The sequence below is a fragment of the Xaviernesmea rhizosphaerae genome (genome assembly GCF_001938945.1).
Classification (GTDB): Bacteria; Pseudomonadota; Alphaproteobacteria; order Rhizobiales; family Rhizobiaceae; genus Xaviernesmea; species Xaviernesmea rhizosphaerae.
The window spans coordinates 66,290-91,866 of sequence record NZ_MKIO01000048.1 but is presented as its reverse complement, the minus strand read 5'-3'; the positions used below and the strand labels follow the sequence as shown (position 1 = coordinate 91,866).

General features: G+C 65.1%; 22 protein-coding genes. 6 read left to right on the top strand and 16 right to left on the bottom strand.

Annotated elements, in window-relative coordinates; translation table 11 throughout:
• Window positions 1-6 precede the first annotated feature (6 nt).
• The 13 genes from ureC to BJF92_RS24280 form a co-directional block, all read right to left on the bottom strand.
• Complete coding sequence (gene ureC / locus BJF92_RS24340; protein ID WP_075637354.1) at window positions 7-1,719, bottom strand: urease subunit alpha; 1,713 nt, start codon at window positions 1,717-1,719, stop codon at window positions 7-9.
• Between the two features lie 2 nt (window positions 1,720-1,721).
• On the bottom strand, window positions 1,722-2,129 hold the full coding sequence (locus BJF92_RS24335; protein ID WP_075637353.1) for a type II toxin-antitoxin system VapC family toxin: 408 nt from the start codon (window positions 2,127-2,129) through the stop codon (window positions 1,722-1,724).
• Window positions 2,126-2,389, bottom strand: a complete 264-nt coding sequence (locus tag BJF92_RS24330; RefSeq protein ID WP_075637352.1) for an AbrB/MazE/SpoVT family DNA-binding domain-containing protein — start codon at window positions 2,387-2,389, stop codon at window positions 2,126-2,128. The genes BJF92_RS24335 and BJF92_RS24330 overlap by 4 nt, the downstream gene beginning before the upstream one ends.
• Before the next feature lie 145 nt (window positions 2,390-2,534).
• Window positions 2,535-2,981 (bottom strand): lysozyme inhibitor LprI family protein, encoded by a 447-nt coding sequence (locus BJF92_RS24325; RefSeq protein ID WP_078058368.1) that lies wholly within the window; start codon window positions 2,979-2,981, stop codon window positions 2,535-2,537.
• Window positions 2,978-3,283 carry an urease subunit beta gene (locus BJF92_RS24320; RefSeq protein ID WP_075637350.1) on the bottom strand — a complete coding sequence of 102 codons (306 nt, stop codon included), beginning with the start codon at window positions 3,281-3,283 and terminating at the stop codon, window positions 2,978-2,980. The genes BJF92_RS24325 and BJF92_RS24320 overlap by 4 nt, the downstream gene beginning before the upstream one ends.
• Window positions 3,284-3,365: 82 nt before the next feature.
• On the bottom strand, window positions 3,366-3,668 hold the full coding sequence (locus BJF92_RS24315) for an urease subunit gamma (protein ID WP_026618115.1): 303 nt from the start codon (window positions 3,666-3,668) through the stop codon (window positions 3,366-3,368).
• 24 nt (window positions 3,669-3,692) lie between these two features.
• On the bottom strand, window positions 3,693-4,592 hold the full coding sequence (locus BJF92_RS24310) for an urease accessory protein UreD (protein WP_245294887.1): 900 nt from the start codon (window positions 4,590-4,592) through the stop codon (window positions 3,693-3,695).
• Between the two features lie 23 nt (window positions 4,593-4,615).
• Window positions 4,616-5,311 carry an urea ABC transporter ATP-binding subunit UrtE gene (gene urtE, locus BJF92_RS24305; RefSeq protein WP_075637349.1) on the bottom strand — a complete coding sequence of 232 codons (696 nt, stop codon included), beginning with the start codon at window positions 5,309-5,311 and terminating at the stop codon, window positions 4,616-4,618.
• A gap of 108 nt (window positions 5,312-5,419) precedes the next feature.
• Window positions 5,420-6,172: an urea ABC transporter ATP-binding protein UrtD gene (urtD, locus tag BJF92_RS24300; protein WP_075637348.1), complete on the bottom strand. Its 753-nt coding sequence runs from the start codon at window positions 6,170-6,172 to the stop codon at window positions 5,420-5,422.
• A gap of 6 nt (window positions 6,173-6,178) precedes the next feature.
• Window positions 6,179-7,363, bottom strand: a complete 1,185-nt coding sequence (gene urtC / locus BJF92_RS24295) for an urea ABC transporter permease subunit UrtC (RefSeq protein WP_075637347.1) — start codon at window positions 7,361-7,363, stop codon at window positions 6,179-6,181.
• A complete protein-coding gene (urtB, locus tag BJF92_RS24290) occupies window positions 7,360-9,018 on the bottom strand; it encodes an urea ABC transporter permease subunit UrtB (protein WP_075637346.1) in 1,659 nt (552 codons plus the stop codon). Before urtB ends, urtC begins: the two co-directional genes overlap by 4 nt.
• Before the next feature lie 440 nt (window positions 9,019-9,458).
• Entirely contained in the window at window positions 9,459-10,751 is a 1,293-nt protein-coding gene (urtA, locus tag BJF92_RS24285) for an urea ABC transporter substrate-binding protein (RefSeq protein WP_075637345.1), read from the bottom strand.
• A gap of 230 nt (window positions 10,752-10,981) precedes the next feature.
• Window positions 10,982-12,319, bottom strand: coding sequence for an MFS transporter (locus tag BJF92_RS24280; protein WP_075637344.1), 1,338 nt, complete (start codon window positions 12,317-12,319; stop codon window positions 10,982-10,984).
• A 184-nt stretch (window positions 12,320-12,503) separates the two neighbouring features.
• On the opposite strand from BJF92_RS24280, the gene BJF92_RS24275 reads away from it, so the two are divergent.
• The 3 genes from BJF92_RS24275 (at window position 12,504) to BJF92_RS24265 (ending at window position 17,912) form a co-directional block, all read left to right on the top strand.
• The gene (locus BJF92_RS24275; RefSeq protein WP_075637343.1) at window positions 12,504-13,391 is read left to right on the top strand and encodes a LysR substrate-binding domain-containing protein; all 888 of its coding nucleotides are present in this window, start codon (window positions 12,504-12,506) and stop codon (window positions 13,389-13,391) included.
• Window positions 13,392-13,472: 81 nt separating this feature from the next.
• A complete protein-coding gene (locus BJF92_RS24270; protein ID WP_075637342.1) occupies window positions 13,473-16,874 on the top strand; it encodes a hybrid sensor histidine kinase/response regulator in 3,402 nt (1,133 codons plus the stop codon).
• 129 nt (window positions 16,875-17,003) lie between these two features.
• Complete coding sequence (locus tag BJF92_RS24265; RefSeq protein WP_075637341.1) at window positions 17,004-17,912, top strand: response regulator transcription factor; 909 nt, start codon at window positions 17,004-17,006, stop codon at window positions 17,910-17,912.
• Window positions 17,913-18,498: 586 nt separating this feature from the next.
• Here the strand turns inward: BJF92_RS24265 and BJF92_RS24260 are convergent.
• Window positions 18,499-20,163, bottom strand: coding sequence for a VOC family protein (locus BJF92_RS24260; RefSeq protein WP_075637340.1), 1,665 nt, complete (start codon window positions 20,161-20,163; stop codon window positions 18,499-18,501).
• Between the two features lie 3 nt (window positions 20,164-20,166).
• On the bottom strand, window positions 20,167-21,033 hold the full coding sequence (locus BJF92_RS24255; RefSeq protein ID WP_075637339.1) for an SDR family NAD(P)-dependent oxidoreductase: 867 nt from the start codon (window positions 21,031-21,033) through the stop codon (window positions 20,167-20,169).
• A 296-nt stretch (window positions 21,034-21,329) separates the two neighbouring features.
• Here BJF92_RS24255 and BJF92_RS24250 point away from each other — a divergent pair, with 296 nt between their 5' ends.
• Both BJF92_RS24250 and BJF92_RS24245 read left to right on the top strand, forming a co-directional pair.
• Window positions 21,330-22,085 (top strand): Crp/Fnr family transcriptional regulator, encoded by a 756-nt coding sequence (locus BJF92_RS24250; RefSeq protein ID WP_075637338.1) that lies wholly within the window; start codon window positions 21,330-21,332, stop codon window positions 22,083-22,085.
• A 307-nt stretch (window positions 22,086-22,392) separates the two neighbouring features.
• Entirely contained in the window at window positions 22,393-22,770 is a 378-nt protein-coding gene (locus BJF92_RS24245; protein ID WP_280938398.1) for a response regulator, read from the top strand.
• Window positions 22,771-22,868: 98 nt separating this feature from the next.
• Here BJF92_RS24245 and BJF92_RS24240 read toward each other — a convergent pair whose 3' ends face one another.
• Window positions 22,869-23,897 (bottom strand): DUF2793 domain-containing protein, encoded by a 1,029-nt coding sequence (locus BJF92_RS24240; protein ID WP_075637336.1) that lies wholly within the window; start codon window positions 23,895-23,897, stop codon window positions 22,869-22,871.
• Between the two features lie 417 nt (window positions 23,898-24,314).
• On the opposite strand from BJF92_RS24240, the gene BJF92_RS24235 reads away from it, so the two are divergent.
• Window positions 24,315-25,565, top strand: a complete 1,251-nt coding sequence (locus tag BJF92_RS24235; RefSeq protein ID WP_075637335.1) for a sarcosine oxidase subunit beta family protein — start codon at window positions 24,315-24,317, stop codon at window positions 25,563-25,565.
• Window positions 25,566-25,577 lie beyond the last annotated feature (12 nt).

Genomic DNA, 25,577 nt, shown 5'->3' with positions numbered 1-25,577 from the left:
GTTCGATCAGAACAGGAAATAGCGCTGCGCCATCGGCAAAACCGTCGCCGGCTCACAGGTCAGAAGCTCGCCATTGGCCCGCACCTCATAGGTCTCGGGATCGACCTCTATCACCGGTGTCAGGCTGTTGTGGATCATCGAGGCCTTGCCGATGCCGCCGCGGGTGTTCTTGACCGCCATCAGCTTCTTCGACACGCCGAGGCGCGCCGCAAGCCCGGCATCGAGCGCGGCTTGGCTGACGAAGGTCACGGAGGAATTGGTGCGCGCCTTGCCGAAGGAGCCGAACATCGGCCGGTAATGCACCGGCTGCGGCGTCGGGATCGAGGCGTTGGGGTCGCCCATCGGCGCGGCCGCGATCATGCCGCCGAGCAGCACCATATCCGGCTTCACGCCGAAGAAGGCCGGGCTCCACAGCACGAGATCGGCGCGCTTGCCGATTTCGATTGAGCCGATCGCGTGGGACAGACCATGGGCGATGGCCGGGTTGATCGTATATTTGGCGATATAGCGCTTGACGCGCAGATTGTCATTGTCGCCCGTCTCTTCCTTCAGCCGGCCGCGCTGGCGCTTCATCTTATCCGCCGTCTGCCAGGTGCGGATCGCCACCTCGCCGACGCGGCCCATGGCCTGGCTGTCGGAGGAGATGATCGAGAAGGCGCCGATATCGTGGAGAATATCCTCGGCCGCGATGGTCTCCTTGCGGATGCGGCTTTCGGCAAAGGCGATATCCTCGGGGATCGAGGGCGACAGATGGTGGCAGACCATCAGCATGTCCAGATGCTCGGCCAGCGTGTTGACGGTGTAGGGCCGCGTCGGATTGGTCGAGGACGGGATGACGTTCGGCTGGCCGCAGATCTTGATGATATCGGGCGCGTGGCCGCCGCCCGCACCTTCCGTGTGGAAGGCATGGATCGTGCGGCCCTTCAGCGCGGCGATGGAATCCTCGACGAAGCCGCTTTCGTTCAGCGTGTCTGTGTGGATCATCACCTGCACGTCATATTCATCGGCAACCGACAGGCAGCAATCGATGGCCGCCGGCGTCGTGCCCCAATCCTCGTGCAGCTTCAGCGAGGTAGCGCCGCCCAGCACCATTTCGGTGAGCGCGCCGGGCAGCGAGGCATTGCCCTTGCCGGCAAAGGCGAGGTTCATCGGGAAGGCGTCGGCCGCCTCGATCATCCGGGCGATGTGCCAGGGGCCAGGCGTGCAGGTGGTGGCCAGCGTGCCGTGGGCCGGCCCGGTGCCGCCGCCGAGCATGCAGGTCAGCCCTGACATCAGCGCTTCCTCGATCTGCTGCGGGCAGATGAAGTGGATATGGCTGTCCATGCCGCCGGCGGTCAGGATCTTGCCTTCGCCCGCGATCGCCTCCGTGCCGGGGCCGACGATGATATCGACATTGGGCTGGGTATCGGGATTGCCGGCCTTGCCGATGGCGACGATCAGCCCGTCCTTCAAGCCGACATCGGCCTTGACGATGCCCCAGTGATCGACGATCAGCGCATTGGTGATCACCGTATCCACCGCACCCTCGGCCCGCGTCACCTGGCTCTGGCCCATGCCATCGCGAATGACCTTGCCGCCGCCAAACTTCACCTCGTCGCCATAGGTGGTGAAGTCCTTCTCCACCTCGATGAACAGTTCGGTATCGGCCAGGCGCACCCTGTCGCCGGTGGTCGGGCCAAACATGCCGGCATAGGCCGCGCGGGACATTTTGTAGGGCATCGTCAAGCTTCCTGGGACAGAGGAACGAAGGGAGGGTTCTTGGCGGCTGCGCGATCGAGCGTAACCGTGCGCACGGCACCGGCGGCCTGGTTCAGTTCGGCAATGAGGTGATCGGCAAAGCCTGCGGTGCCAGCCCGGAAGCCGGAGAGCGCGCGGGCTACGGCATCCGCTTCACCAAGGATCAGGCTATCGGAGACAAGGAGGCCATCGATCACGTCAGCGAGCCGCGCGCGATCATAGCCGGGCTGGCGCCGCAAGACCCAGACGAGCTCGGCCAGCGTGACCGGATTGATATAGCCGGGACGCTCGGGCGAGAGATTGTCGTCAAGGAAGCGCGTGACGATGGGCGACCAATGGGGATCATCATCCAGGATGTAGCGGACCAGCAGGTTGGTATCGAGCCCGATCATGGATCCTCCTCCTGCCTGTCGCCGGCGGCGCGACGCTCGACGGTCTCGGCAATGGCCTGATCGACGTCGACAGGTGCGCCGACCTTGGCAAACAAGCCCTTGAGATGACGCAATCCTGTCTTCTTCGCGACGATGGAGACCTTTCCGCCCTCCTCCACGATCAACTGAACGCGTCCGCCAGCGGCGATGCCCAGCGCACGCCGCACCTCTGACGGCAGGGTGATCTGGTTTTTCGAGGTGATGCGAACGGTGCTCGACATGGCGAAATCCTCGATTCAAGACCTGGGGATGGAAAAGCGGCAGGGCTCCTCTGGCCCAAGAGCCACTGAGACCGCCATCATTCTACCACCCCTTTGCATGATCGACCCGCTTTCCTTCCGTCTCGTCGCCTTCCTGCCGTCAAGCCTATTGATCCAGAGCGGCGATTGTTTCCTTCAGTTCCTGCGTGCGCTTGCGCGTCAGATCCGCCTGGCAGTTCAGCACCAGCATCGGCTCCATCGTGCCGCCGCGCACGGGAAGGCCAGCCAGGATGCATTGGCCGTCGCGATAGGCGATCCAGCCGCGCTGGGCGGCTTTCAGCGCCTCCACCGCCCCAGCCTCGGCGCCCGGCGTGGCGGCAAGATCGGCATCGGCCTTGCGCAGCCGCGTCATCGCCTGGCGATAGGTCTCGTTCAGCGCCTGGTCGGCCTCGGCGTAATCCTGATCGGCGCAGTAGTTCAGTTCCATCTGCGATTCCGCCTGCTCGCAATCGATCTGCGGCGCGTCCTGCGCCTGCGCGCGCGTACCGCAAAGACCTGCAACAAGGCCGCACAGCAGGGCCAAAGCGCTCGCGCGGGATGTCGCTTTTCTCACAGGGAGCCCATGACCTTCTGGCGGAAGCCATAGATCGCGCGCTTGCCCTGGAAGGGGATCAGCGTCACCTCGCGGGTCTGGCCCGGCTCGAAGCGCACGGCCGTGCCGGCCGGAATATCCAGCCGCCGGCCCTGCGCGGCTGCGCGGTCGAAGTCGAGACCGGCATTGGTCTCGGCGAAATGGTAATGGCTGCCGACCTGCACCGGCCGGTCGCCGGTGTTCGACACGGTGACGGTCACCGTGTCGAGGCCCTGGTTCAGCTCGATTTCGCCCGGGGCGGCGATGATTTCACCGGGGATCATGGCGCGTACCTCCTTCTTGATCATGGATTTCGAAGAGCTGGCGCGCCATGCGCGCCAACCATTGCCAGGCAGCGGCGCGCTGTTAACGGATCGGTTCGTGCACGGTCACCAGCTTGGTGCCGTCGGGAAAGGTTGCCTCGATCTGGATGTCGTGGATCATCTCCGGGATGCCCTCCATCACCTGATCGCGGGTCAGCACATGGGCGCCGGCCTCCATCAGCTCGGCCACGGAGCGCCCATCGCGCGCGCCTTCGACCACGAAGTCGGTGATCAGCGCGATGGCTTCGGGGTGGTTGAGCTTGACGCCGCGCTCCAGCCGGCGGCGCGCGACCATCGCGGCCATCGAGATGAGCAGCTTGTCTTTTTCCCTGGGCGTGAGGTTCATGCGGTCCCCGTCTTCATGATGCGGTCACAGGTTCCAGACTTTCGGCAGGCTTGCGCCCATACGCAAGTGCGAAATCATCGGAACCAGGGTTTTTCTCAGCGAAAAGCCATCCTCGGCGATCAGGCGGATCACCAGCTTGTCCTGCCCGCCGACGGTGACATGGCTGACCCCGCCCTGCGCAGGGCCGAGCAGCCGGCGCAGCGGCGCGACATGATGGGCGCAGTGGGCCGCGCAGAACACCAGGCTGGCAAAGGCGACCCCGCCGCCGAGCACGGCCTGACGCCTAGCCAGCGCCGCGATCTCGCCCTCCAGCGCCAATTGATCGGCATGCAGCAGCCGGCCTTCACGGCGAATGCGCCAGCGGTCGCGAAAAGCGCCTGTGCGCACCGTCTCGCCCATGGCCTTGCGGCCGAGCAGCACGGCCTCGACCGCAAGAAAGGTCGCATCCTCGGCCAGGTCCACCTCGAGCGAGCGTGCAAGCGCCGCGCGGTCGAACAGGATCGTTTCCTGCGGCAGCCAGTCGAGCCGGGCGCCCTCGCCGACCGTGAGGCGCGTGTCGATCTCGGCCGTTCCGGCACTGGCCTTGTAGATGCGCTCGCAAGCCTGCGTCGTCAGCGTCAGCTGTGTCTGAGGCCCTGCGGCAAAGCGCCATTCCATGCGATCGCCACCGGTCAGGCCGCCGGAGCTGTTGATCAGCACGGCCTCCATCGTGCCGTCGAACATCTCCGGCAGGCGCAGCTTGGCGCAGCCTTCCTGATAGAAGGTTTCCAGCCGGGTGCGCCCCTGCCCCGCCTTGGTCGAGAGCCGGCCGGAGCCCCAGGCGCGCTGCGCCCGTGCGCCCGGCGGCGACAGGCTGAGCGCACGCGGCGTTGGATCCGTGGCGAGCGGTGGCGGCATTTGGGAAACGGCAACGGCGTCAGCCATGCCGACATCCCCTTGCACAGCCCTCACACGGTGAGGTGACGGCGCGCCTCCGGCGTGTCCAGCGTCTCGGCCGGTCCTTCATGCACGATCTCCCCGCGGTCCATGATATAGACATGGTCGGCAAGCTCTCGGCAGAAGTCAAGATACTGTTCCACAAGCAGAATCGCCATCCCCGTGGAATCGCGCAGATAGCGGATCGCCCGGCCGATATCCTTGATGATCGACGGCTGGATGCCCTCGGTCGGCTCGTCCAGCACCAGGATCTTCGGCCGCGTCACCAGGGCCCGCCCGATGGCGAGCTGCTGCTGCTGCCCACCTGAGAGATCGCCGCCGCGCCGGCCGAGCATGGTCTGCAGGATCGGGAACAGCGAGAAGATATCGTCGGGGATGAAGCGGTCCTTGCGGGCGACCGGCGCATAGCCCGTCTCCAGATTTTCCTTCACCGTCAGCAGCGGAAAGATCTCGCGCCCTTGCGGCACGAAGCCGACGCCGAGCTTGGCGCGGCGATAGGGCGCCAGCCCGTCGAGCCCGGCGCCATTGAAGGCGATCGTCCCGGCGCTGGTCGCCTGCTGGCCCGTGATCGCCCGCAACAGGCTGGTCTTGCCCACGCCGTTGCGGCCGAGCACGCAGGTGATCTTGCCCATCGGCGCCGTGATCGAAACCCCGCGCAGCGCCTGGGCGGCGCCGTAATGCAGATTGACGTTGTCAACGGTCAGCATGGGTGTGTCCCCTTTTGTCGTATCGTGCGGATGGGGCGAAGCGCATCGCCAAACGGTGGTTCTATGGATTGCCGGCGGCGGCTGAAGCAAAGAATGCTCACTTGCCCCTCACCGGCCCAGATAGTTCTCGATCACCTTGGGATCGTTCGAGACGAAATCGATCGATCCCTCGGCGAGCACCGAGCCTTCGGCAAGGCAGGTGACCTTGACGCCGAGGTCGCGGATGAAGCCCATATCGTGCTCCACCACGACGACCGACCGGGTCTTGGCGATGTCCTTCAAGAGCAGTGCGGTCTCGCTCGTCTCGGCATCGGTCATGCCGGCAACGGGCTCATCGACCAGCAAGAGCTTCGGCTCCTGAGCGAGCAGCATGCCAATCTCCAACCATTGCTTCTGCCCGTGGGAGAGGTTGGCGGCATAGTCGTTTTTGCGTGCCGTCAGCCGCACGGTTTCGAGGATGTGCTCGATGCGCGCCTTGTCCTCGGTGGTCAGGCGGTAGAACAGGGTGGAGAAGACGCCGCGTTTGCGGTTGAGCGCCAGCTCCAGATTGTCCCAGATCGTATGGCTTTCAAAGACGGTCGGCTTCTGGAACTTGCGGCCGATACCGAGCTGGGCGATCTCCGCCTCGTCCTTGCGGGTGAGGTCGATGGCCCCGTCGAAATAGACCTCGCCCTGGTCGGGCCGGGTCTTGCCGGTGATGATGTCCATCATCGTTGTCTTGCCCGCGCCGTTCGGGCCGATGATGGCCCTGAGTTCGCCGGGTTCGATCACGAAGGAGAGCGCGTTCAGCGCCCTGAACCCGTCGAACGAGACCGAGACATTGTCCAGATAGAGGATGCTGTTGGTGATCTTGCTGTCCATGGCGGCTCACTCCGCGGCCTGGGTTTCGTGCGCCGCGGCGCCTTGGCTGGGCTGGGCGGCGGTGCGCCCCTTTTCGGCGGCGACCGCCTTCTGCCGCTCGGCCCGCGCCTTCGAGCCCTGCATCACCGTGCCGACAATGCCCTTGGGCAGGAACAGCGTGGTGGCGATGAACAAGGCGCCGAGCGCGAAGAGCCAGAATTCCGGAAAGGCGGCGGTGAAGATGGTCTTGCCGAAATTGACGAGGATCGCGCCGATGATCGGGCCGATCAGCGTGCCGCGCCCGCCGACCGCCGTCCAGATGACGACTTCGATGGAGTTGGCGGGAGCGAACTCGCCGGGATTGATGATGCCGACCTGCGGCACGTAGAGCGCGCCGGCAATGCCGGCCATCATCGCCGAGACGGTGAAGATGAAGAGCTTCATATTCTCCACGCGGTAGCCGAGAAAGCGCGTGCGGCTCTCGGCATCGCGCACGCCGATCAGCACCTTGCCATATTTCGAGCGGACGATCGCGGAGGAGAGGATCAGCGACAGCGCCAGCAGCAGCGCGGTCATGGCAAACAGCGTGGCGCGGGTTTCCGGCGCCTGGATGTTGGCGCCGAGAATGTCCTTGAAGTCGGTCAGGCCGTTATTGCCGCCAAAACCCATCTCGTTGCGGAAGAAGGCGAGCAGCAGCGCATAGGTCATGGCCTGGGTGATGATCGAGAGATAGACGCCGGTCACGCGCGAGCGGAAGGCGAACCAGCCGAAGACGAAGGCGAGCAGTCCGGGCACCAGGAGAACCATGAGCCCGGCGAACCAGAAATGGTTGAAGCCGGTCCAGTACCAGGGCAGCTCCTTCCAGTTGAGGAAGACCATGAAATCCGGCAGCAGCGGATTGGCATAGACGCCGCGCGGCCCGATCTGGCGCATGAGATACATGCCCATGGCATAGCCGCCGAGCGCGAAGAAGGCGCCATGGCCGAGCGAGAGAATGCCGCAATAACCCCAGACCAGATCCAGCGCCAGCGCCAGCAGCGCATAGCAGAGATACTTGCCCATCAGCGGCACGAGATGATCCGGCACGTGCAGCAGGCTGCCTTCGGGCGCGAGCAGATTGGCGAGCGGCACCAGGATAGCGGCCAAGAGGATCAGCGCGGCGACGACAAGCGTCTTCTTCTCGTGCCGGGAAAGGAGAAATTCTGTGATCATTGTTCGATCGCCCGTCCCTTGAGCGCGAACAGCCCACGCGGCCGCCGCTGGATGAAGAGGATGATGAGCACCAGGATCAGGATCTTGCCGAGCACGGCGCCGGCATAGGGCTCCAGGAACTTGTTGGCGATGCCGAGCGACAGCGCGCCCACCAGCGTGCCCCAGAGATTGCCCACGCCGCCGAAGACCACGACCATGAAGCTGTCGATGATGTAGTTCTGGCCGAGATTGGGCGAAACATTGTCGATCTGGCTGAGCGCCACGCCGGCCATGCCGGCAATGCCGGAGCCGAGGCCGAAGGTCAGCGCGTCGACATAAGGCGTGCGGATGCCCATGGAGGAGGCCATGCGCCGGTTCTGCGTCACGGCGCGCATCTGCAGCCCGAGGCGGGAACGCTTGAGCAGCGTCAGCAGCGCGAAGAACACGGCGATCGAGAAGACGATGATCCACAGACGGTTCCAGGTGACCGCAAGACCGCCGACATCCACCGTGCCGGACATCCAGGGAGGATTGTCCACCTGGCGGTTGGTGGGGCCGAAGATCGAGCGGATCGCCTGCTGCAGGATCAGCGACAGGCCCCAGGTGGCCAGCAGCGTTTCGAGCGGCCGGCCATAGAGGAAGCGGATGATGCCGCGCTCGATGGCGACGCCGATCAGCCCGGTGACCAGAAAGGCGGTCGGCACGGCGATCGCCAGGCCGTAGGTGGACAGCGCCGGCGCATAGGTCGCCACCGCCTGCTGCACCACATAGGTGGTGTAGGCGCCGAGCATGACCATTTCGCCATGGGCCATGTTGATCACGCCCATCACGCCGAAGGTGATGGCGAGCCCGATGGCGGCGAGCAGCAGGACCGAGCCGAGCGACAGCCCGTACCAGATGTTCTGCGCCACGTCCCACAGCGCCATCTGGCGCTCGATGCCCTCGATCTTGCCTTCGATGACCGGCACGAGATCGGCCGGCGCGCCGGCGAGCGCCGTTGTCAGAATCGTCAGCGCGTCACGGTTGCCGCGCGCGGCCACCGTCTCGATCGCCGCCTTCTTCTCCTCCACGGAATGGTCCGACCTCAGCACCATCACGGCGCGGGCGGCGCCGAGCAGGCCCTTGATCGCATTATCCTTTTCCTGCGCCAGCGCGCCATCGACCAGCGCCAGCTGGGCCGGATCGGCGCTTTTGAGGATGTCTTGCGCGGCCGAAAAGCGCTTGTCGCGGTCCGGGCTCAAGAGCGTCAGCTGGCTCATGGCGGTGGTGATGGCGCCGCGCAGCGTGTTGTTCAGCCGGATTTTCTGCAGCCCCCCGGCGGCCACCCCTTCCACCGGCGCGCCAGTCAGCGGATCGATCACCGTATTGCCCGAGGCGATGCGGTAGACCGCGCCTCCGGCCTTGGGCGCATACAGCTCGCCATCGTTCAGGTAGGTGAGGATTTCGGGCACCTTGGGGTCACCCGTCGCCGCCAGCGCCTTCACGGCCTCGGCGCGCTCGGGAAAGCCGCCCGTGCCCAGCGCATTGACGAGCGGGCGCAGCGCCTCCTGGGCGGCCGCGGGCGAGAAGCCGCAGGCTGCCGTCAGCACCAGAGCCAGCACGAACAGGCGGCAGGCCGCGGCGAGACGCCAGCGGACCGGGGAAAAAAGCGAAGGTCTGGATCGGGCGCGGATCATGGAGAGATCTTTCCTGCTCGGCGTGGCTGCTGCTTTTGCAATGCTTGACCCCTGCGCTTGGCCCCTGCGACACCGAAACGGGTGGCAAGCCGCAGGAGAGGACGGGACGAGAGGCACGGTTTTAGAGCATCAGATTGAAAACCATACGTCGTCTGATGCTCTAAGATTTTGTTTTTGCATCGGATTTACCCGAAAACCGGTTCCCGCTTCCCGGTCCGATGCTTTAACGGCGCAAACACCCTGCCTGATCGGGTCAAGCCGGGCCGCTTCAAACAAACCTCAGACAAAGAAGCATCAAACGTGCCAGTTCGCGATAAGGCCCGCCATCCAGCCAGGAGAAAGGGGCTGGACGGCGGGGCCGGGCGCTGCGGCCGCAAAGCCGCAGCGACGGCGAGGGATACGGACGGCGCCCTCGCCATGGTCTGATCGTCAGATCCCGATCAGTTGGTGGTCTTGCCGCCGCACTTGCCGGTCTTCACGTTGAAGTTGCCGCAGGACAACGGCTTGCGCCAGTCGGCGATCAGGTCCTTGGAGTCGGGCAGATAGTCCGACCACTCGTCGCCCACGACTTCCGGCGTCTGCTGGACGATTTCGAACTGACCGTTTTCCTGGATTTCGCCGATCAGCACCGGCTTGGTGATGTGGTGGTTCGGCATCACGGTGGCATAACCGCCCGACAGGTTCGGCACGGTGGTGCCGATGATCTGGTCGAGCACGGGGTCGGTATCGGTGGTGCCGGCGGCTTCCACGGCCTTCACCCAGGCGTTGAAGCCGATATAGGCGGCTTCCATCGGGTCGTTGGTCACGCGCTTGTCGTTCTTGGTGTAGGCGTGCCAGGTCTTGATGAACTCGGCATTGGCGGGCGCGTCGACGGACTGGAAGTAGTTCCAGGCGGCGAGATGGCCGACCAGCGGCTTGGTGTCGAGACCGGCCAGCTCTTCCTCGCCGACAGAGAAGGCGACGACCGGGATGTCGGTGGCCTTGATGCCCTGGTTGCCCAGTTCCTTGTAGAAGGGAACGTTGGCATCGCCATTGATGGTCGAAACCACTGCGGTCTTCTTGCCGGCCGAGCCGAAGTCCTTGATCTTGGCCACTTCGGTCTGCCAGTCGGAGAAGCCGAAGGGGGTGTAGTTGATCAGGATGTCTTCCTTCGGGATCCCCTTGGAGATCAGATAGGCTTCCAGGATCTTGTTGGTCGTGCGCGGATAGACATAGTCCGTGCCTTCCAGCACGAAGCGCTTCACGCCTTCCGTGTTCATCAGATAGTCGACGGCGGGGATGGCCTGCTGGTTCGGCGCAGCACCCGTGTAGAAGATGTTGCGCGAGGACTCTTCGCCTTCATACTGCACGGGATAGAACAGGATCGAGTTCAGCTCTTCAAAGACCGGCAGCACGGATTTGCGCGAGGACGAGGTCCAGCAGCCGAACACGGCAGCGACCTTGTCGACGGAGATCAGCTCGCGGGCCTTTTCGGCAAAGAGCGGCCAGTCGGAGGCCGGGTCGACCACGACGGCTTCGAGCTTCTTGCCCAGAAGACCACCCTTCTTGTTCTGCTCCTCGATGAGCATCAGCATGGCGTCCTTGAGCGTCGTTTCCGAGATCGCCATGGTGCCGGACAGGGAATGGAGAACACCGACCTTGATCGTGTCGTCAGCGGCGAAGGCGCCGTGGAAAGCAGTGGTCGCCAGCATGCCGGCAGCCAGGGCGCTCTTGAGCAAGCTCCTGCGATTCATTGTGATTTCCCCTCTTGTTGCGTGAGGCAGCCGGTGAACAATGTGTTAAACCTCAGCTGTCTGTGGCGACTATCGGGCGGAATTGTGCAGCGCGACATACGTCATTTGACGTAGCTGCGGGGGGAAAGCCTGCGCAGATGGGAGATCGATGGCGGGTCATCGTGCAGGCGAAACGAAAAAAGGGCCGACGCGAAGGCCGACCCTTTGCTCTTGCGTGCTGGCGGGCGCGCCTAAGCCTTGTGCGGCTGCAGGGCTTCGCTTTTCGGCGTCTTTCGATCGAGCGAGAAGGCGATCACCGCCGAAAGCGCCATGAACCCGCCGACGACGAACATCGGCGCCTGATAAAGCCCTGTCGCGTCCTTGAGCAGGCCGGTGATGTAGGGCGCGGCGAAGCCGGCAATATTGCCGATGGTATTAATGAGCGCGATGCCCGCAGCCGCGGCCGGGCCGACGAGAAAGCGCGAGGGAATCGCCCAGAAATTCGGCAGGGCGGCGAAGATCGCGCAGGCGGTGATGGTGATCATCAGGATCGTGGTCTCGGGCGAGCCCATCAGCAAGGCAGCGGGAATGCTCAACGCACCGATCATGGCCGGCAGGCCGATATGCCACCCCTGGACACCGCGCTTGGCGACGAACCGGCTCCAGACATAAATGGCGACCGCCGCTGGCAAATAGGGGATGGCCGTGATCAGGCCCTTGTCGAAGACGTCGAACTTGGTGCCGAACTTGCCTTCGAAGCCTGCGATGATGGTGGGCAGGAAAAAGGCGATGGCATAGAGCCCGTAGATCAGCCCGAAGTAGAGTGCGGACAGAAGCCAGACCCGCTTATCGGTCAAGGCCAGGCCGTTGATGCGGCCATGGGCGACAACCTTGGCCTTGTCTTCGCGCGCCAGCTCGTCGGTCAGCCAGTTGCGCTCCTGGGGGGTGAGCCACTTGGCATCGGCCGGCTTGTCGGACAGGTAGAACCAGCTGATGATGCCGACGACGATGGCCGGCAGCGCAACGCCGAAGAACATGATGCGCCAGCCCTCCAGGCCGAACAGGCCATGGGCCTGGATCAGAGAGGCGGCGAGCGGCGCGCCGAGCACTGTGGTCAGCGGCTGGGCGAGATAGAACAGCGCCAGGACCGTGTTGCGGTGGCGCAGCGGTACCCAGGAACTCAGAAACAGGATGGCGCCCGGGAAAAACCCGGCCTCGGCCACGCCGAGAAGAAAACGCAGCAGATAAAGCTGCGGCACGCTGCTGACCCAGGTGAACAAAAGGGCCACAATGCCCCAGGTCACCATGATCCGGGCCAGCCAGCGGCGCGCGCCGTATTTGTGCAGCGCCAGATTGCTCGGCACTTCCAGAACGATATAGCCGAAGAAGAAAATGCCCGCGGCAAAGCCGAATTGGGCCGCCGTCATCGCCAGATCGTTCGTCATCCCGTTCGGCCCGGCAAAGGAAATTGCCGTTCGATCGAGGAAGTTGATGAAGAACATCAGGCCGATGAACGGCACGAGCCGCCTCGTCACCTTGCGAACCGCCGAGCGCTCGATTGCGCCCGTATCCAAACTTTGCACTGCCATGGCTTCTCCTCCCGTCTGATGCCGCCAGCCCTCCCTCCGGGCTGCGGCGGGTCCGCCAACCGGTCGACAGGCTCCTCCAGCCCGACCGTGCAACCCCTCCCCCGGTTTATGAAGCTTGGCGAGGTGTCCGCAATCGATTAAAACGGATCTGGTTGTGAGGAAAACTCACAGAGAAGGAGGCCGGATGTCCAGCATGCCATCGCTCAATGCTTTGCGGGCCTTCGAAGCCGCAGCCCGGCACCGCTCCGTGACCCTGGCGTCCAGTGAGCTTTTCGTTACGCACGGCGCTGTGAGCCGACAGGTCAAAGCGCTTGAAGAGGCGCTTGGTGTCACCCTTCTGGCCAAGACCGCGCGGGGCATGGAGCCGACACCGGAGGGCCAGCGGCTGGCGGAGGGGCTGACCAGCGCCTTCAAGCTGATCCAGGAAAGCGTCGCGCGGGTAAGACCGGAACCGTTGACCCTCTCCTGCTCCTCCTCGATCATGATGGGCTGGATCATCCCGCGCATCGGGCAGTTCCACGAGCTGCATCCGCAAATCGAACTGCAGTTCAATCTCAATTTCAGCCGCATCGACTTTGTGCGCGACAAGATCGGCATGGCGATCCGGTCCAGCATCATCGAGCCGCCGCAGGACGCGGTGATCCGCGAATTGGGGGTGGAGGCGATCGGGCCTGTCTGCGCGCCTGATTATCTTGAACAGGCCGGCATCCGCCAGCAAACGGACCTGCCGGCCGCCACGCTTCTGGCCAGCCGAACCCGGCCGGAGGCCTGGCGGGACTGGCAGGGCGTGGCCGGGCTTGGCGGTGAGGCGCTGGCGGCCAAAACCAGCTTCGACCATTTCTATCTGCTGATCCAGGCGGCAGCCTGTGGCCTGGGCATGGCAGTGGTGCCGCGCATGCTGGTGATGGAACAGCTTTCCGCCGGACGGCTGGTGGCCCCCTTCGGCTTCAAGCCCGGGCCACGGCGCATTGTGCTGTGGGTTGCGCGCCATCTTGCCGGCCGGCCTGACGCAGTCGCGCTGGAACGATGGCTGACAGCGGAAATGCGCGCGACCTCCGACGCGCTTTCCTGATCCTGGCCGCTTGCCAAGCAACCGATTCTCATGAAGATGCCCAGGAGATAATCAGATCCCGAGGAAAGATAATTTTTAGGCATGTCCGCACGCCAGCGCATCATCCCTATCCGGCGCGACTATAACCGCTGGGTCGCCAACCAGACGCTGGAAGACTACGCGCTGAGATTCACCGCCAAGAGCGCGCGGCGCTTTTCCTCCAGCCGCATCTCCCAGACGGCGATCGGGGCGATCTCCTTTCTGGCGCTTGAAGCGATCGGCGGCACGATCACGCTGTCCTATGGCACCACCAATGCCGCCATCGCCATTGCGGTCGCGGCCGTGGTCATGCTGGTCATCGGCCTGCCGATCAGCCGCTATGCCATCCGCCACGGCGTGGACATCGACCTTCTGACCCGGGGGGCCGGCTTCGGCTATATCGGCTCCACGGTCACCTCGCTGATCTATGCCAGCTTCACCTTCATGCTGTTTGCCATCGAAGCCTCGATCATGACAGGCGCGCTGGAGCTCGCCTTCGGCATTCCGCCCTGGATCGGCTATATCATCAGCGCCGTCGTCGTCATTCCGCTCGTTATCTATGGCGTGCGGCTGATCTCGCGCTTCCAGCTGGTGACCCAGCCCTTCTGGATCACGCTCAACGTCCTGCCCTTCATCTTCATCGCCTTTGCCGACTGGGGCAAGATCGACCTCTGGCGCGCCTTTGCCGGCATCGGCCATTCCAATATCGGCGCGGGCGGCCCGGCCCCGTTCAATCTCCTGGAATTCGGTGCGGCCTGCGCAGTCATCCTGGCGCTGATGCCCCAGATCGGCGAGCAGGTGGACTTCCTGCGCTTCCTGCCGCCGGAGGGCGGACGCAAATGGCGCCATCGGCTCGCCGTGTTCCTGGCCGGGCCCGGCTGGGTGGTGGTCGGCGTGCCGAAGCTGCTTGCCGGGTCGTTCCTGGCCGTGCTGACGCTATCGACCGGCGTGCCATCCGGACAGGCGGCCGACCCCGCCCATATGTATCTCGCCGCCTTCGGCTACATGATCCCCAATGACACGGCGGCCCTCCTGATGATGTCGGCCTTCGTCGTGGTCTCGCAGCTGAAGATCAATGTGATGAACGCCTATGCCGGGTCGCTCGCCTGGTCGAACTTCTTCTCGCGTCTCACCCACAGCCATCCCGGCCGCGTCGTCTGGCTGGTCTTTAACGTCGCCATCGCCCTGCTCCTGATGGAGCTCGGCATCTACCGGCTGCTGGAGGCGACGCTCGGCATCTTCTCCATCATCGCCATGGCCTGGCTCTGCACGATTTCGGCCGATCTCTTCATCAACAAGCCGCTCGGCCTCGCCCCTGATGGCATCGAGTTCAAGCGCGCCCATCTCTACGACATCAATCCCGTGGGCACGGGCAGCATGCTGCTTTCTGCCACCATTGCGCTTGCGGCGCATTTCGGCCTGTTCGGCCCAGTCATGGCGTCGCTGTCGACCTTCGTCACGCTCATCGCCTTCCTCCTTTCGCCTTTGATCGCCTGGGGCACGGGCGGGCGCTTCTACCTCGCGCGCAAGGCCCGGGCGAACTGGAAGACGATGCCGGCCATCACCTGCTCGATCTGCGAGCATCCGTTCGAGCCGGAGGACATGGCCTGGTGCCCGGCCTATGCCGCGCCGATCTGCTCGCTCTGCTGCTCGCTCGACAGCCGCTGCCACGATGTCTGCAAGCCGCAAGCGCGCATGAACGCGCAGGCTTCCGTGGTGGCGCGCCGCCTGCTGCCCGAACGGCTGGTGGAAAGCCTGTCGAGCCGGCTCGGCCGCTATGCCATTGCCGTGGTGCTGTCGGTCAGCCTGCTCGGCGCCATCCTGCTTCTGGTCGCCCATCAGATCGCGCTTGCCGCGCCGGAAGCCGCCGGCGTGGTGGAGCGCACGGTGGGCGTGGTCTTCTTCGTCTTCGCCGTGATTGCCGGGATCGTCTGCTGGTTCTACGTGCTCGCCCATGACAGCCGGGTGGTGGCGGAGGAGGAATCCTCCCGCCAGACGACGCTGCTCCTCAAGGAAATCGCCGCGCACAAGAAGACCGACGCCGCCCTGCAGCAGGCCAAGGAGACGGCGGAGGCCGCCAACCGCGCCAAGAGCCGCTATGTGGTCGGCCTCTCGCACGAGCTGCGCACGCCGCTTAACGCCGTACTCGGTTACGCCCAGATCCTGGAGCGGGACGCTGCGATCCCCAGGGAGAGGCAACCGGCGGTCAAGGTCATCCGCCGTTCGGCCGAGCATCTCTCCGGCCTGATCGACGGTCTGCTCGACATTTCCAAGATCGAGGCGGGCCGTCTCCAGGTCTATTCCAACGAGATCCACCTCACCGAGTTTCTCGACCAGATCGTCGACATGCTGCGTCCGCAGGCCGAAGCCAAGGGCCTCACCTTCACGCACAAGCGCGCCGCCAGCCTGCCGGCCTATGTCCGCACCGACGAGAAGCGGCTGCGCCAGATCCTCGTCAACCTCCTGACCAATGCCATCAAATTCACCGAGACGGGCGAGATCCGCTTCGAGATCGGCTATCGCAGCCAGGTGGCGACCTTCACCGTGTCGGATACCGGCCGGGGCATTGCTGCCGAGGAGCTGCCGCGCATCTTCGAGCCGTTCCAGCGCGGCAAGACCGAGGCGGTGCTGCGCCTGCCCGGCCTCGGCCTCGGGCTGACCATCACCCGCCTGCTCACCCAGACCATGGGCGGCGAAATCGCGGTGGACAGCGCGCTGGGGGCCGGCTCCACCTTCCGCATCCGGCTGATGCTGTCGGCCGTCGACCGGCCGGCGGCGACGGCCCGGCCCGCCCAGCGCCCCGTCTGCGGCTATACAGGCGCACGCCGGACGATCGTCGTCGTCGATGACAATGAGGATCACCGCGATCTCATGCGCGAGTTGCTCGTGCCGCTCGACTTCGTGGTGCTGACGGCGGCGGGCGGCTCCGAATGCCTGGCGCTGATCGAGGGTGTCCGGCCGGATCTGTTCTTCATCGATATTTCCATGCCCGACATCAATGGCTGGCAGCTGGTCTCGCGCCTGCGGGCGGCGGGCCAGCTGGCGCCGATCATAATGCTCTCAGCCAATATCGGCGACGGCTCGGCCGCCGGCGGCGAGGACGGGCACAATGACACGCTGGCCAAGCCCTTCGACATCCGCCGCGTGCAGGACAAGCTGGCCTTGCATCTCGGGCTGGAGTGGATCTATGAGGAGGCGGCTCCGGCCCAGCCGGCCCCTGCCCCGGCCGCGCTGATGCCGCCAGCGGCCGATCATCTTGCCGAACTGCGGCGGCTGGGCGAGATCGGCTATGTCAGGGGCATAGAGGCCAAGTTGACGGAGCTTGCCCGCGATGCCGCGCTGCAACCCTTCACCCAAGCCGCCAGAGCCTATGTGCAGGCCTTCGACCTCGATGGCTATGCCGCCTTCCTCGCCCGGACCGGCGCTGCGCCGCCGCGCAAGACCGAGCATCGGACCGAAACGTGATTGCCGGTTTCGCAAAGATCCGGTGTTGTAACAAAACGATAGAGCATCAGACTGCATATGATTTCCGGTCCGATGCTCTCATGCGATGCGAAACCAGAAACCCGGCGCCCGAGCGGGAGAACCCTGCGCATGTCTGATCCGCGCGATATCGTCCTGATCGTCGACGACAGCCCGGAAACGCTGGGCTTCCTCACCGAAGCGCTGGAGCAATCCGGCTTTTCCGTGCTGATCGCCACCTCCGGCCGCGCGGCGCTGAATGTCGTCGACCGCATCACGCCCGATCTCGTGCTGATGGACGCGGTGATGCCGGGCATGGACGGCTTCGACACCTGCCGGACGCTGAAGCGCCAGCCGGCCATCGCCCCCGTTCCGGTGATCTTCATGACCGGGCTGACGGAGACCGAGCATGTGGTCCATGCGCTGGAATCCGGTGGGGTGGACTATCTGACCAAGCCGATCAACATCGACGAGCTGCGCGCGCGCATCCGTGTTCATCTCACCAATGCCCGCTCGGCCCAGAGCGCGCGCGTGGCGCTGGATGCCGCCGGACGGCATCTGCTCGCCGCGCATGGCGATGGCAGCGTGAACTGGTCCACGCCGCAGGCAAGCCGCCTGGTCAACGCCGCCATCGAGACCGAGGATGGCATGGCGGCATTGACCGGCCACCTCAGAAGCTGGATGGCGGCCCGCGCTGCCGGCAGCACGGAGGCCGGCCTGACGATCGCCCGCCATGGTGCGCCCGTGCTGCAGCTCGCCTTTCTCGGCGCGATCGGCGCCGACGAGTTTCTCTTCCGCCTGACCGGTGTGCGCGCGGGAAGCGAGGAGGATCTGCTGCGCAGCCGCTTCGGGCTCACCCAGCGCGAGGCCGAGGTGCTGGCCTGGATCGCCAAGGGCAAGGCCAACCGCGACATCGCCGAAATCCTCGGCCTCTCCGCCCGCACGGTGAACAAGCATCTGGAGCAGATCTACATGAAGCTCGGCGTGGAAAACCGCGCCTCCGCCGCGATCAAGGCGGTGGAAGTGCTGCGGGAGGGGTAAGGTCGGGAGCATCCGTCGAAACGGAAGGGACGAAGCGACCTCGGCAACCGCATGCAAGGCTACCCCTCCGCAACGCTGCCGCGCGCTGGACTTGCCTCATTCCGCGGTGCCATCTGCCGGCCCCCGACGCGCAGCCGATGGACCATCCGGCATCCGGGGCGCCGCTCGGTCTGATCCGAAATCCGGTCGATCGCTTCGCGATATCCGGAGCTTCCTGGCAGAGGCGCAAAGTCCTCGTTCCGTCATCCTCGGGCTTGTCCCTGATATCTGCAAACGCCTGATATACCGACCAATTATCAACCATGGCAGATCCTCGGGACAAGCCCGAGGATGACGTCGCGCCTGATGATCATCGTTGCCAGAAATCCAAATTCGGACGTACTTCCCAGGATTTCGTGTGACCGGACTCAGATCGACGCTCCAAGGCCTGTTGTCGGAAGCAGGGTCCTTTCTATTCTCGTTTCACGCCGAGCAGATGATGCTCTGATGCCTCGCGCAATCTTGGCGATTCACTGTCCCAAGCCTTAAGTCGTTTTCATCGCCGGTCGTTGTCCAAAAACCGCTGCGCACCTTTGCGCGACATGCGCTAGCCTATTGTTTTTGCACCGACGTCTTCCGAAGACCGGCTCTCACTTTCCGATCCAAGGCGCGGAGACTTCCCCGCCAGCCAGAGCCCAGCCTGTCTCGTATCCTCCTCGGTCAGCAGATGCCCGGCGGCAATGCGCCGTGCCTCGACCTCGGCACCCGAGGCGCGCAGAGCCTCCTCCAGCGCCGGCGCATGGGCGGCATAAGCGTCGTCCGAGCCCGACAGCATCAGTACGGAGGTTCCCGCGAGATCGGCTGCGGGCGGCTCCTCCAGCGGGTTCATGGCGCGCAGAAGCACCGCGCGGCGGATCAGGCCCGGATGCAGGAACAGGGTCGCGGCGATCATGTTGGCGCCGTTGGAATAGCCGAGGAAGGCCGCGTGATCGAGATCGACGCCATAGGCGGCGACGCTGTCGGTGATGAAGGCGGCGAAGGCGTCCGCTTCGGCGCGCACATCCGCCTGGTCGAAGCGGAAGGGCGTGATCCGGCGATAGAAGCGCGGGCTGCCCTCCTCCAGGGCCCGGCCACGCAGCGCGATCAAGAGCGCGCCCGGCGCGGCCTTTCGCCCGAGCGGCAGAAGGCTCAGCTCGTTGGCGCCGCTGCCATGCAGCAGAAACAGCGTGGTGCCGTCCTCCTCTTCGGGCGCCTGCAGGCGGTGGATAAAGGGCAGGTCGCGCGCGATGCGGCGCGGTTCGCCGGGCAGCGCGAATTGCGGCAGCACGACCGTCGTCTCCAGCGGCGGTATCCGGTCTTCATGCCCCGGTACGAACAGGCGTGTTCCGAGCGTCGCCTCCGGCTCGTCCACGGTCATGCCCGGCGCGTCCGTTGCGAATTCCACGAGGCTTTCGCCGGGTTCGCGCACATAGAGCGAGGTGAAATAGCGCCGGTCATGCACCGGTGTCGGCCCGGCCTCCTCGGCCGCCAGCGCGAGACGCAGCGCCGCGACCGCGCGGTTGTCGGCGGCACGAAGCGCGATGTGATCGATGGTGCCGGTGCCCGGCGCCGCTTCCCAGAAGCCTGCGGCATCGCGAATGTCGATCGCATCGCCCCGGGGAAAAGCGAGGCGGCGCACGGAGCCCTCGCGGGCGAGCTCCACAAGGCCGAAATGGCGGTTGAAGAAGGCGGCGGTCTCCTCGGGCCGTTCGGTCAGTATCGTTGCCGCCCGGAGGCCCTGTACCGCATCGGCGTCTGCCACCGGCGGCAAGGCGCCGACCGGATCTTCCTCGTCGATGGGCTGTGACCAGGGGGCGTTGCGGTCGGACAGCGCCTGCGTGCCGGTGAGCTTGACGATGACGCCGTCGGGGTCCTTCAGCCGCAGAACCGGCTCGCCGAATTCACTCTCCGGCCCGGTGAACGGGATCTGGAAGCGCAGGGCGCGCGTCATCCAGGCGCCGATCGCCTCAGGGGCAATCGCCAGCGCGATCTCGCTCGGCGCGCCCCGGCCGAGGCGGCCTTGCCCGCCATCCTCCCAGGCCAGGAAGGTGATCAGCGAGCCCGGGCGGCCGGTGCGGTCACCATAGAAGAGATGGAGCTGCGCCGCATCCTCGAAGCCGGCCGTGCGCTTGACCAGGCGCAGGCCGAGAAAGCCGACGTAGAAATCCACATTCGCCTGGATCCTGCGGGTGATCAGCGTGACGTGGTGAAGGCCGTTCGACGGGATGGTCATCGATCAGGCCACGACCGGCCGGTCGCGCTTGAGATAGGCGGCAAAGGCGGCGCCATGGTCGGGATGCCAGCGCGAAAGGGCCGGCCGGTTTTCCACAATGTCGCCGGCAGCCCAGAGAATGCGCTTCTCGTCCAGTTCGCGCGGCACGTCATTGTCGGGGCAGAGAATGTAGAAGTCGCCGCGCTCCAGGCTGTCGATCATGAAATCCACCGTCTGCTCGGGCGTCCAGGCGGCGGCGGGTTTTTCCGTGCGGCTGCCGGCGGTCAAGCCGGTGAAGACGAAGCCGGGGATCAGCAGATGCGCGGTGACGGCGCAGCCCTCGCGGTTGCGCAGCTCATGCGCCAGCGCCTCGGTGAACACCTTCACCCCCGCTTTGGCGACATTATAGGCCGGATCGCCCGGCGGCGTGGTGATGCCCTGCTTGGAGCCGGTGTTGATGATCATGGCCGGATCGCCATGAGCGATCATCGCCTCGCCAAAGGCGCGCGTACCGGTGATCACCCCGCCGAGATTGGTGGCGAGCACCCGTTCCCAGGCGTCGATCGGCCCGAAGATCGAGCTGCCGGGGCCGATGCCGGCATTGTTCATCAGCAGATGGACCGCGCCGAAGCGCGCTTCGACCTCTTCCGCCAGCGCGGTGATGGAGGCGATGTCTGAGACGTCGGTGGGCACGGCCATCACGGCGCTTGTCCCTGACGGCGCCTGCGCGGCGACCGTGGCGGCGGCATCGTCCAGCCGCCTGCCTTCCAGATCGGCCAGAACCACATTCATGCCGGCGGCGGCAAAGCGGCCGGCGGCGGCAAGGCCGATGCCCGAGGCCGCGCCGGTGACGACGGCGGTGCGTCCCGCCGCGAGAATGGTGTTGATCATCCGTTCCTCCTCCTCATAGGCCCGGCGGCGACGACCCCGAATGCGCGCCTGCCTGCGCGACAACGATAGGGCACGGAAAGGAAGGAGCAAACCGCTTGTGAAATTTTAATGCCCTCCCGCACAATATTGGTAAGACTGCAACAACTTAAATTCCGGTCGCCCGAGTCGTCGCCGGCTTCCCCTGTCGATCGAGCGCCGCTTTGCCAGCGGGTTCGAGCGGCGCGGGGGCCGAGATCGTCGAAAGACCGTTCCCTTCACCTTCCCGGCGCTTCGCCCAGCCGCCCCCAGAGACCTCCATGGCGTTTCCGAAAATCTCCTCCAGCAAACAGACGCCCTGCGAAGCCTGTCCCCTGCGCAAGATGCCGACCTTTCGCGATTTCACGCTGGAGGAGCTGGACTTCGTCTCCAGCTTCAAGACCGGCGAGCTGACGCTGAATGCCGGCACGACCGTGCTGTCGGAAGGCGCACAGAGCGCGCATCTCTTCACCGTGCTTTCCGGCTGGGCCTTCCGCTACAAGATGCTGGACGATGGCCGCCGGCAGATTCTCAACTATGCCATGCCCGGCGATCTCGTCGGCCTGCAGGCGACGCTGATGGCGGAGATGCAGCATTCGGTGGAGGCGCTCTCCTCCCTGACACTCTGTGTGTTCGAGCGCGAGCGGCTGGGCCATCTCTATCGCGACCAGCCGGACCTCGCCTTCGACATCACCTGGATCGCGGCGCAGGAGGAGCGCATCCTCGACGAACATCTGCTGAGCATCGGCCGAAGAACCGCAATGGAGCGCGCCGCCTATCTTCTCGCCTTCCTGACGCAGAGGGGCCGGGCGTCGGGCCTGTTCCGCGACGATCCGACCGTGGTGCCGCTGACCCAGCAGCATGTGGCCGACACGCTCGGCCTGTCGATCGTCCACACCAACAAGACGCTGAAGAAGCTGGCCGAGCGCGGCCTGTTGCGCTGGGGCGAGCGCGGCTGCGAGATCCTCGACGAGGAAGGGCTTCTCAAAGCCGCGGGATGGGAGGGCATGCCGGAAAGCAAAAGGCGGTTCATCTGACGCGGACGGCCGGAACGTGGGGAAGCGGGTTTCTGATGGATGCGCTGCTCTTCACAAATGCCTGGCGAAGCTAAAAAATTGCCTGGCAGGGTCGAATTTGCCTGGCGGGGCCGGCCGCCGGCCTTCAGCAGCTGTCAATCGCGGGTTTTCGCCGATCCTGTGGATCGTGCTTTAACCCGATCTTATTGACTGTTCGCTCGAAGGGGTGTGTCTTATTTAAATGCACCGCCTCTCGCAGTTGTCGTAAGACGACCATATATGCCTCTCTCGGGGGCATCGCATGGATTCGATACAGGAAAGCACATTGGTGGCGTCTTCAGACACGGCTACGGTCAAGCGCATTCTCGTGCTTGAGGACAATTTCATCATTGCCATGGAAGCCGAGGACATTCTGCGGTCTCTGGGCGTGGATCACGTGGAAATCGCTACCAACGCCCAGCAGGCGCGCCAGCTCGTTTCCGAACATCCCTTTGATTTCGCGCTGCTCGACGTCAATCTCGGCGCGGAGACCAGCTTCGCCTTTGCCGACGAGCTCTCTGCGCGCGGCACGCCCTTCGGCTTCGTCACGGGCTATGGCGAGAGCGCCGTCTTTCCGCCGGCGCTCAGGCATCTGCCGCGAATCACCAAGCCGTTCAACGAGGATATGATGGCGACGCTCCTGTCAGCCGTCGCCGCGAGCCGTTAGAACAGCGAACTGAAGATCATACGCAGCCCGATGCTCTGGAATTTTGTTTTTGCATCGGATTGTTCCGAAAACCGGTTCCCGCTTTTCGGTCCGATGCCCTAGACCCTCATCGCCATCAGCTCCGTCCGGCCGGGCGAGAAATCGACCGTCGCTGTGCCGCCATGGCGCAGGCTGAGTTCGTCGCCTGCCGCAAGCGAAGCAAGCCCGAAGGCCGTGGCATTGACCTGGGCGGGCGGGCTGGTGTTGCGAAAGCTCGCCAATGCCAGCTGCGCATTGGCCTCGGCCGTGATCGAGAAGCTGCCGGACGGCGCGGCGTCCAGCGTCAGCATCACCAGGTAGACCCCCGAGGCCGGCACCAGCAGCGCGGCGCCATTGCCGCCCACCGTCGTACCGAGGCCGAAGCCGCCCTGGTTGACGGCCAGCGTGGCAAAGCCGCTGCGCGTCCCATCCGCCATCGTCTTCGCCCCGCCGCCGAGAGAGGCGCGCACCAGCGGGCGCTGCGGCAGGCGCACGCGGCCGGCCGCGTCGGTTTCCAGTGCCGTCTGCCAGCTTGCGCCATCGGCGCTGACTTTCAGCGAAAAGGCATCCTGTCCCGCAAGCCCCAGCTCCGCCCGGCCCGACCAGCCGCTCTGGAACAGGAGCGAGGCCGTGTCGCCTGCGCTCGCCTTGTTAATCTTCATCTGATGCCCCTGTCCATCATGCGAGAACAGGCTGGCCGCAGCGGCGACGGCCAGGCGGTTGGTGCTGTCGGCCGGCGCATGCACGCCCAGCATCGGCGCGGCGGCCAGCGCATCGGCATCCTCCCAGCCCTGGCCGGTAAAGACCAGAAGCCGTCTCGTTGCCAGAAACCAGCCGCGCCAGCCTGTCCTGGGCAGGAGATAGGACCAGCCGCCATCCTGGAATGTGGCGAGCCGCCCCGAACGGCCGGCAAAGAGGCCCGTGGCCGCCGGCAGGACCCAGACCACCAGCCCCTCGGCCGGATTGGCCGGCGGGGCGGTGACGCTGTCGGTCACCACCAGCTGGGTTACCGCGTCCAGAAGCTGGAGCGCGGCATTGTGGGTCACGTGTTTCTGCGCCTGCTGCGGCAGGATGAAGGGCATGTCGAGATTGCTGCTGCGCTCGCTCATTCTGTCGGATCTCCCCGGGAAAAACAGGGCTTCAGCGCCCGGGGCGATTGTCGCCGCAGGCGATGGCGCGGGGAGGTTTGCGCAAGGTGCCTCCCACGTCCGCCACGAGGAAGCGCGAGAAAGACGGCTGTGCCATTTTGGCACGGTTGCGCTCGGCACCGTCTTCATCCTATGCAAGGGCTGACAGTGGCGCGGGGGGCGCTGGTGCTTTGCCGCAACAAGCGGGCGCCAGCGAAAAAGGCGCCGCGGCTGCCGGCTTTTCGCCGCGATCGGCCCCCAGGAAGGGCGGCGTTGCGGAAGGCTCGGCCGCCTGCCTCCCGTCCGTATCGCGTCCGGGCTCCTGCGTCTCGAGGGGCCCGCCTGCAAACGCCTGTGCCGAAACATCCTTTCTCCGAAACAGATGGAACCACCGCCGCTATGCGCTATTCCGCCCTGTCTCTCCTGAAGAACGCGCTGGGCCGCAATCTGGGCTGGAGCCCGGTCTGGCGCGAGCCGGAGCCCAAGCCGCATTACGACGTGGTGATCGTCGGCGGCGGGGGGCATGGGCTGGCCACGGCCTATTATCTGGCCAAGGCGTTCGGCGTCACCAATATCGCCGTTCTGGAGAAGGGCTATCTCGGTTCCGGCAATGTCGGGCGCAACACCACCATCGTACGCTCCAACTATCTCCTGCCCGGCAACGAGCCCTTCTACGAATTCTCGATGAAGCTCTGGGAAGGGCTGGAACGGGAGCTGAACTATAACGTCATGCTCTCCCAGCGCGGCGTTATGATCCTCTATCACAGCGACAGCGAGCGCGACGCGCTGATCCGGCGCGGCAATGGCATGTGGATGGAGGGCGTGGAGGCCGAGCTGGTCGACCGCGAGGGCGTGCGCCGGATGATGCCGTTCCTCAATTTCGATCACGCCCGCTTTCCGATCCTCGGCGGTCTCCTGCAGAAGCGCGGCGGCACGGCCCGCCATGATGCGGTGGCCTGGGGCTATGCCCGCGGCGCCGACCGGCTGGGCGTCGATCTGATTCAGAATTGCGCGGTGACCGGCATCCGCCGCGAAGCGGGCCGTGTGGTGGGCGTGGAGACCACGCGCGGCTTCATCGGCTGCGGCAGGCTGGGGCTCGCCGCTGCCGGACATTCCTCCGAGGTCGCCCGCATGGCCGATCTGGCGCTGCCGATCGAAAGCCATGTCCTTCAGGCCTTCGTCACCGAAGGCCTGAAGCCCTGCATCGACCATGTGATCATCTATGGCGCGGGGCATTTCTACATCTCGCAGTCCGACAAGGGCGGGCTGGTCTTCGGGGGCGAGATCGACGGTTTCGGCTCCTACGCCCAGCGCGGCAACCTTGCCACCGCCGAGCATGTGATGGAGGAAGGCGTGGCGATGATCCCCGGCCTGTCGCGCGTCAAGGTTCTGCGCGCCTGGGGCGGCGTGATGGACATGTCGATGGACGGCTCGCCCATCATCAGCCGCACGTCGATCGACAATCTCTACCTCAATGCCGGCTGGTGCTATGGCGGCTTCAAGGCGACGCCGGCCTCCGGCTTCTGCTTTGCCCATCTGATCGCCAAGGGCGAGCCGCATCCCGCCGCCCGCTTCTTCCGGCTCGATCGCTTCGAGCGCGGCCACCTCATCGACGAGGCCGGCGCCGGGCCTCAGCCCAACCTGCATTGAGACCCGCCGCCA

Bases quoted from the DNA above. Each gene is read 5' to 3' on its own strand.
- ureC (WP_075637354.1), bottom strand. From the start codon at position 1,719: ATGCCCTACAAAATGTCCCGCGCGGCCTATGCCGGCATGTTTGGCCCG.
- BJF92_RS24335 (WP_075637353.1), bottom strand. From the start codon at position 2,129: ATGATCGGGCTCGATACCAACCTGCTGGTCCGCTACATCCTGGATGAT.
- BJF92_RS24330 (WP_075637352.1), bottom strand. From the start codon at position 2,389: ATGTCGAGCACCGTTCGCATCACCTCGAAAAACCAGATCACCCTGCCG.
- BJF92_RS24320 (WP_075637350.1), bottom strand. From the start codon at position 3,283: ATGATCCCCGGTGAAATCATCGCCGCCCCGGGCGAAATCGAGCTGAAC.
- BJF92_RS24315 (WP_026618115.1), bottom strand. From the start codon at position 3,668: ATGAACCTCACGCCCAGGGAAAAAGACAAGCTGCTCATCTCGATGGCC.
- BJF92_RS24310 (WP_245294887.1), bottom strand. From the start codon at position 4,592: ATGGCTGACGCCGTTGCCGTTTCCCAAATGCCGCCACCGCTCGCCACG.
- urtE (WP_075637349.1), bottom strand. From the start codon at position 5,311: ATGCTGACCGTTGACAACGTCAATCTGCATTACGGCGCCGCCCAGGCG.
- urtD (WP_075637348.1), bottom strand. From the start codon at position 6,172: ATGGACAGCAAGATCACCAACAGCATCCTCTATCTGGACAATGTCTCG.
- urtC (WP_075637347.1), bottom strand. From the start codon at position 7,363: ATGATCACAGAATTTCTCCTTTCCCGGCACGAGAAGAAGACGCTTGTC.
- urtB (WP_075637346.1), bottom strand. From the start codon at position 9,018: ATGATCCGCGCCCGATCCAGACCTTCGCTTTTTTCCCCGGTCCGCTGG.
- urtA (WP_075637345.1), bottom strand. From the start codon at position 10,751: ATGAATCGCAGGAGCTTGCTCAAGAGCGCCCTGGCTGCCGGCATGCTG.
- BJF92_RS24280 (WP_075637344.1), bottom strand. From the start codon at position 12,319: ATGGCAGTGCAAAGTTTGGATACGGGCGCAATCGAGCGCTCGGCGGTT.
- BJF92_RS24275 (WP_075637343.1), top strand. From the start codon at position 12,504: ATGTCCAGCATGCCATCGCTCAATGCTTTGCGGGCCTTCGAAGCCGCA.
- BJF92_RS24270 (WP_075637342.1), top strand. From the start codon at position 13,473: ATGTCCGCACGCCAGCGCATCATCCCTATCCGGCGCGACTATAACCGC.
- BJF92_RS24265 (WP_075637341.1), top strand. From the start codon at position 17,004: ATGTCTGATCCGCGCGATATCGTCCTGATCGTCGACGACAGCCCGGAA.
- BJF92_RS24260 (WP_075637340.1), bottom strand. From the start codon at position 20,163: ATGACCATCCCGTCGAACGGCCTTCACCACGTCACGCTGATCACCCGC.
- BJF92_RS24255 (WP_075637339.1), bottom strand. From the start codon at position 21,033: ATGATCAACACCATTCTCGCGGCGGGACGCACCGCCGTCGTCACCGGC.
- BJF92_RS24250 (WP_075637338.1), top strand. From the start codon at position 21,330: ATGGCGTTTCCGAAAATCTCCTCCAGCAAACAGACGCCCTGCGAAGCC.
- BJF92_RS24240 (WP_075637336.1), bottom strand. From the start codon at position 23,897: ATGAGCGAGCGCAGCAGCAATCTCGACATGCCCTTCATCCTGCCGCAG.
- BJF92_RS24235 (WP_075637335.1), top strand. From the start codon at position 24,315: ATGCGCTATTCCGCCCTGTCTCTCCTGAAGAACGCGCTGGGCCGCAAT.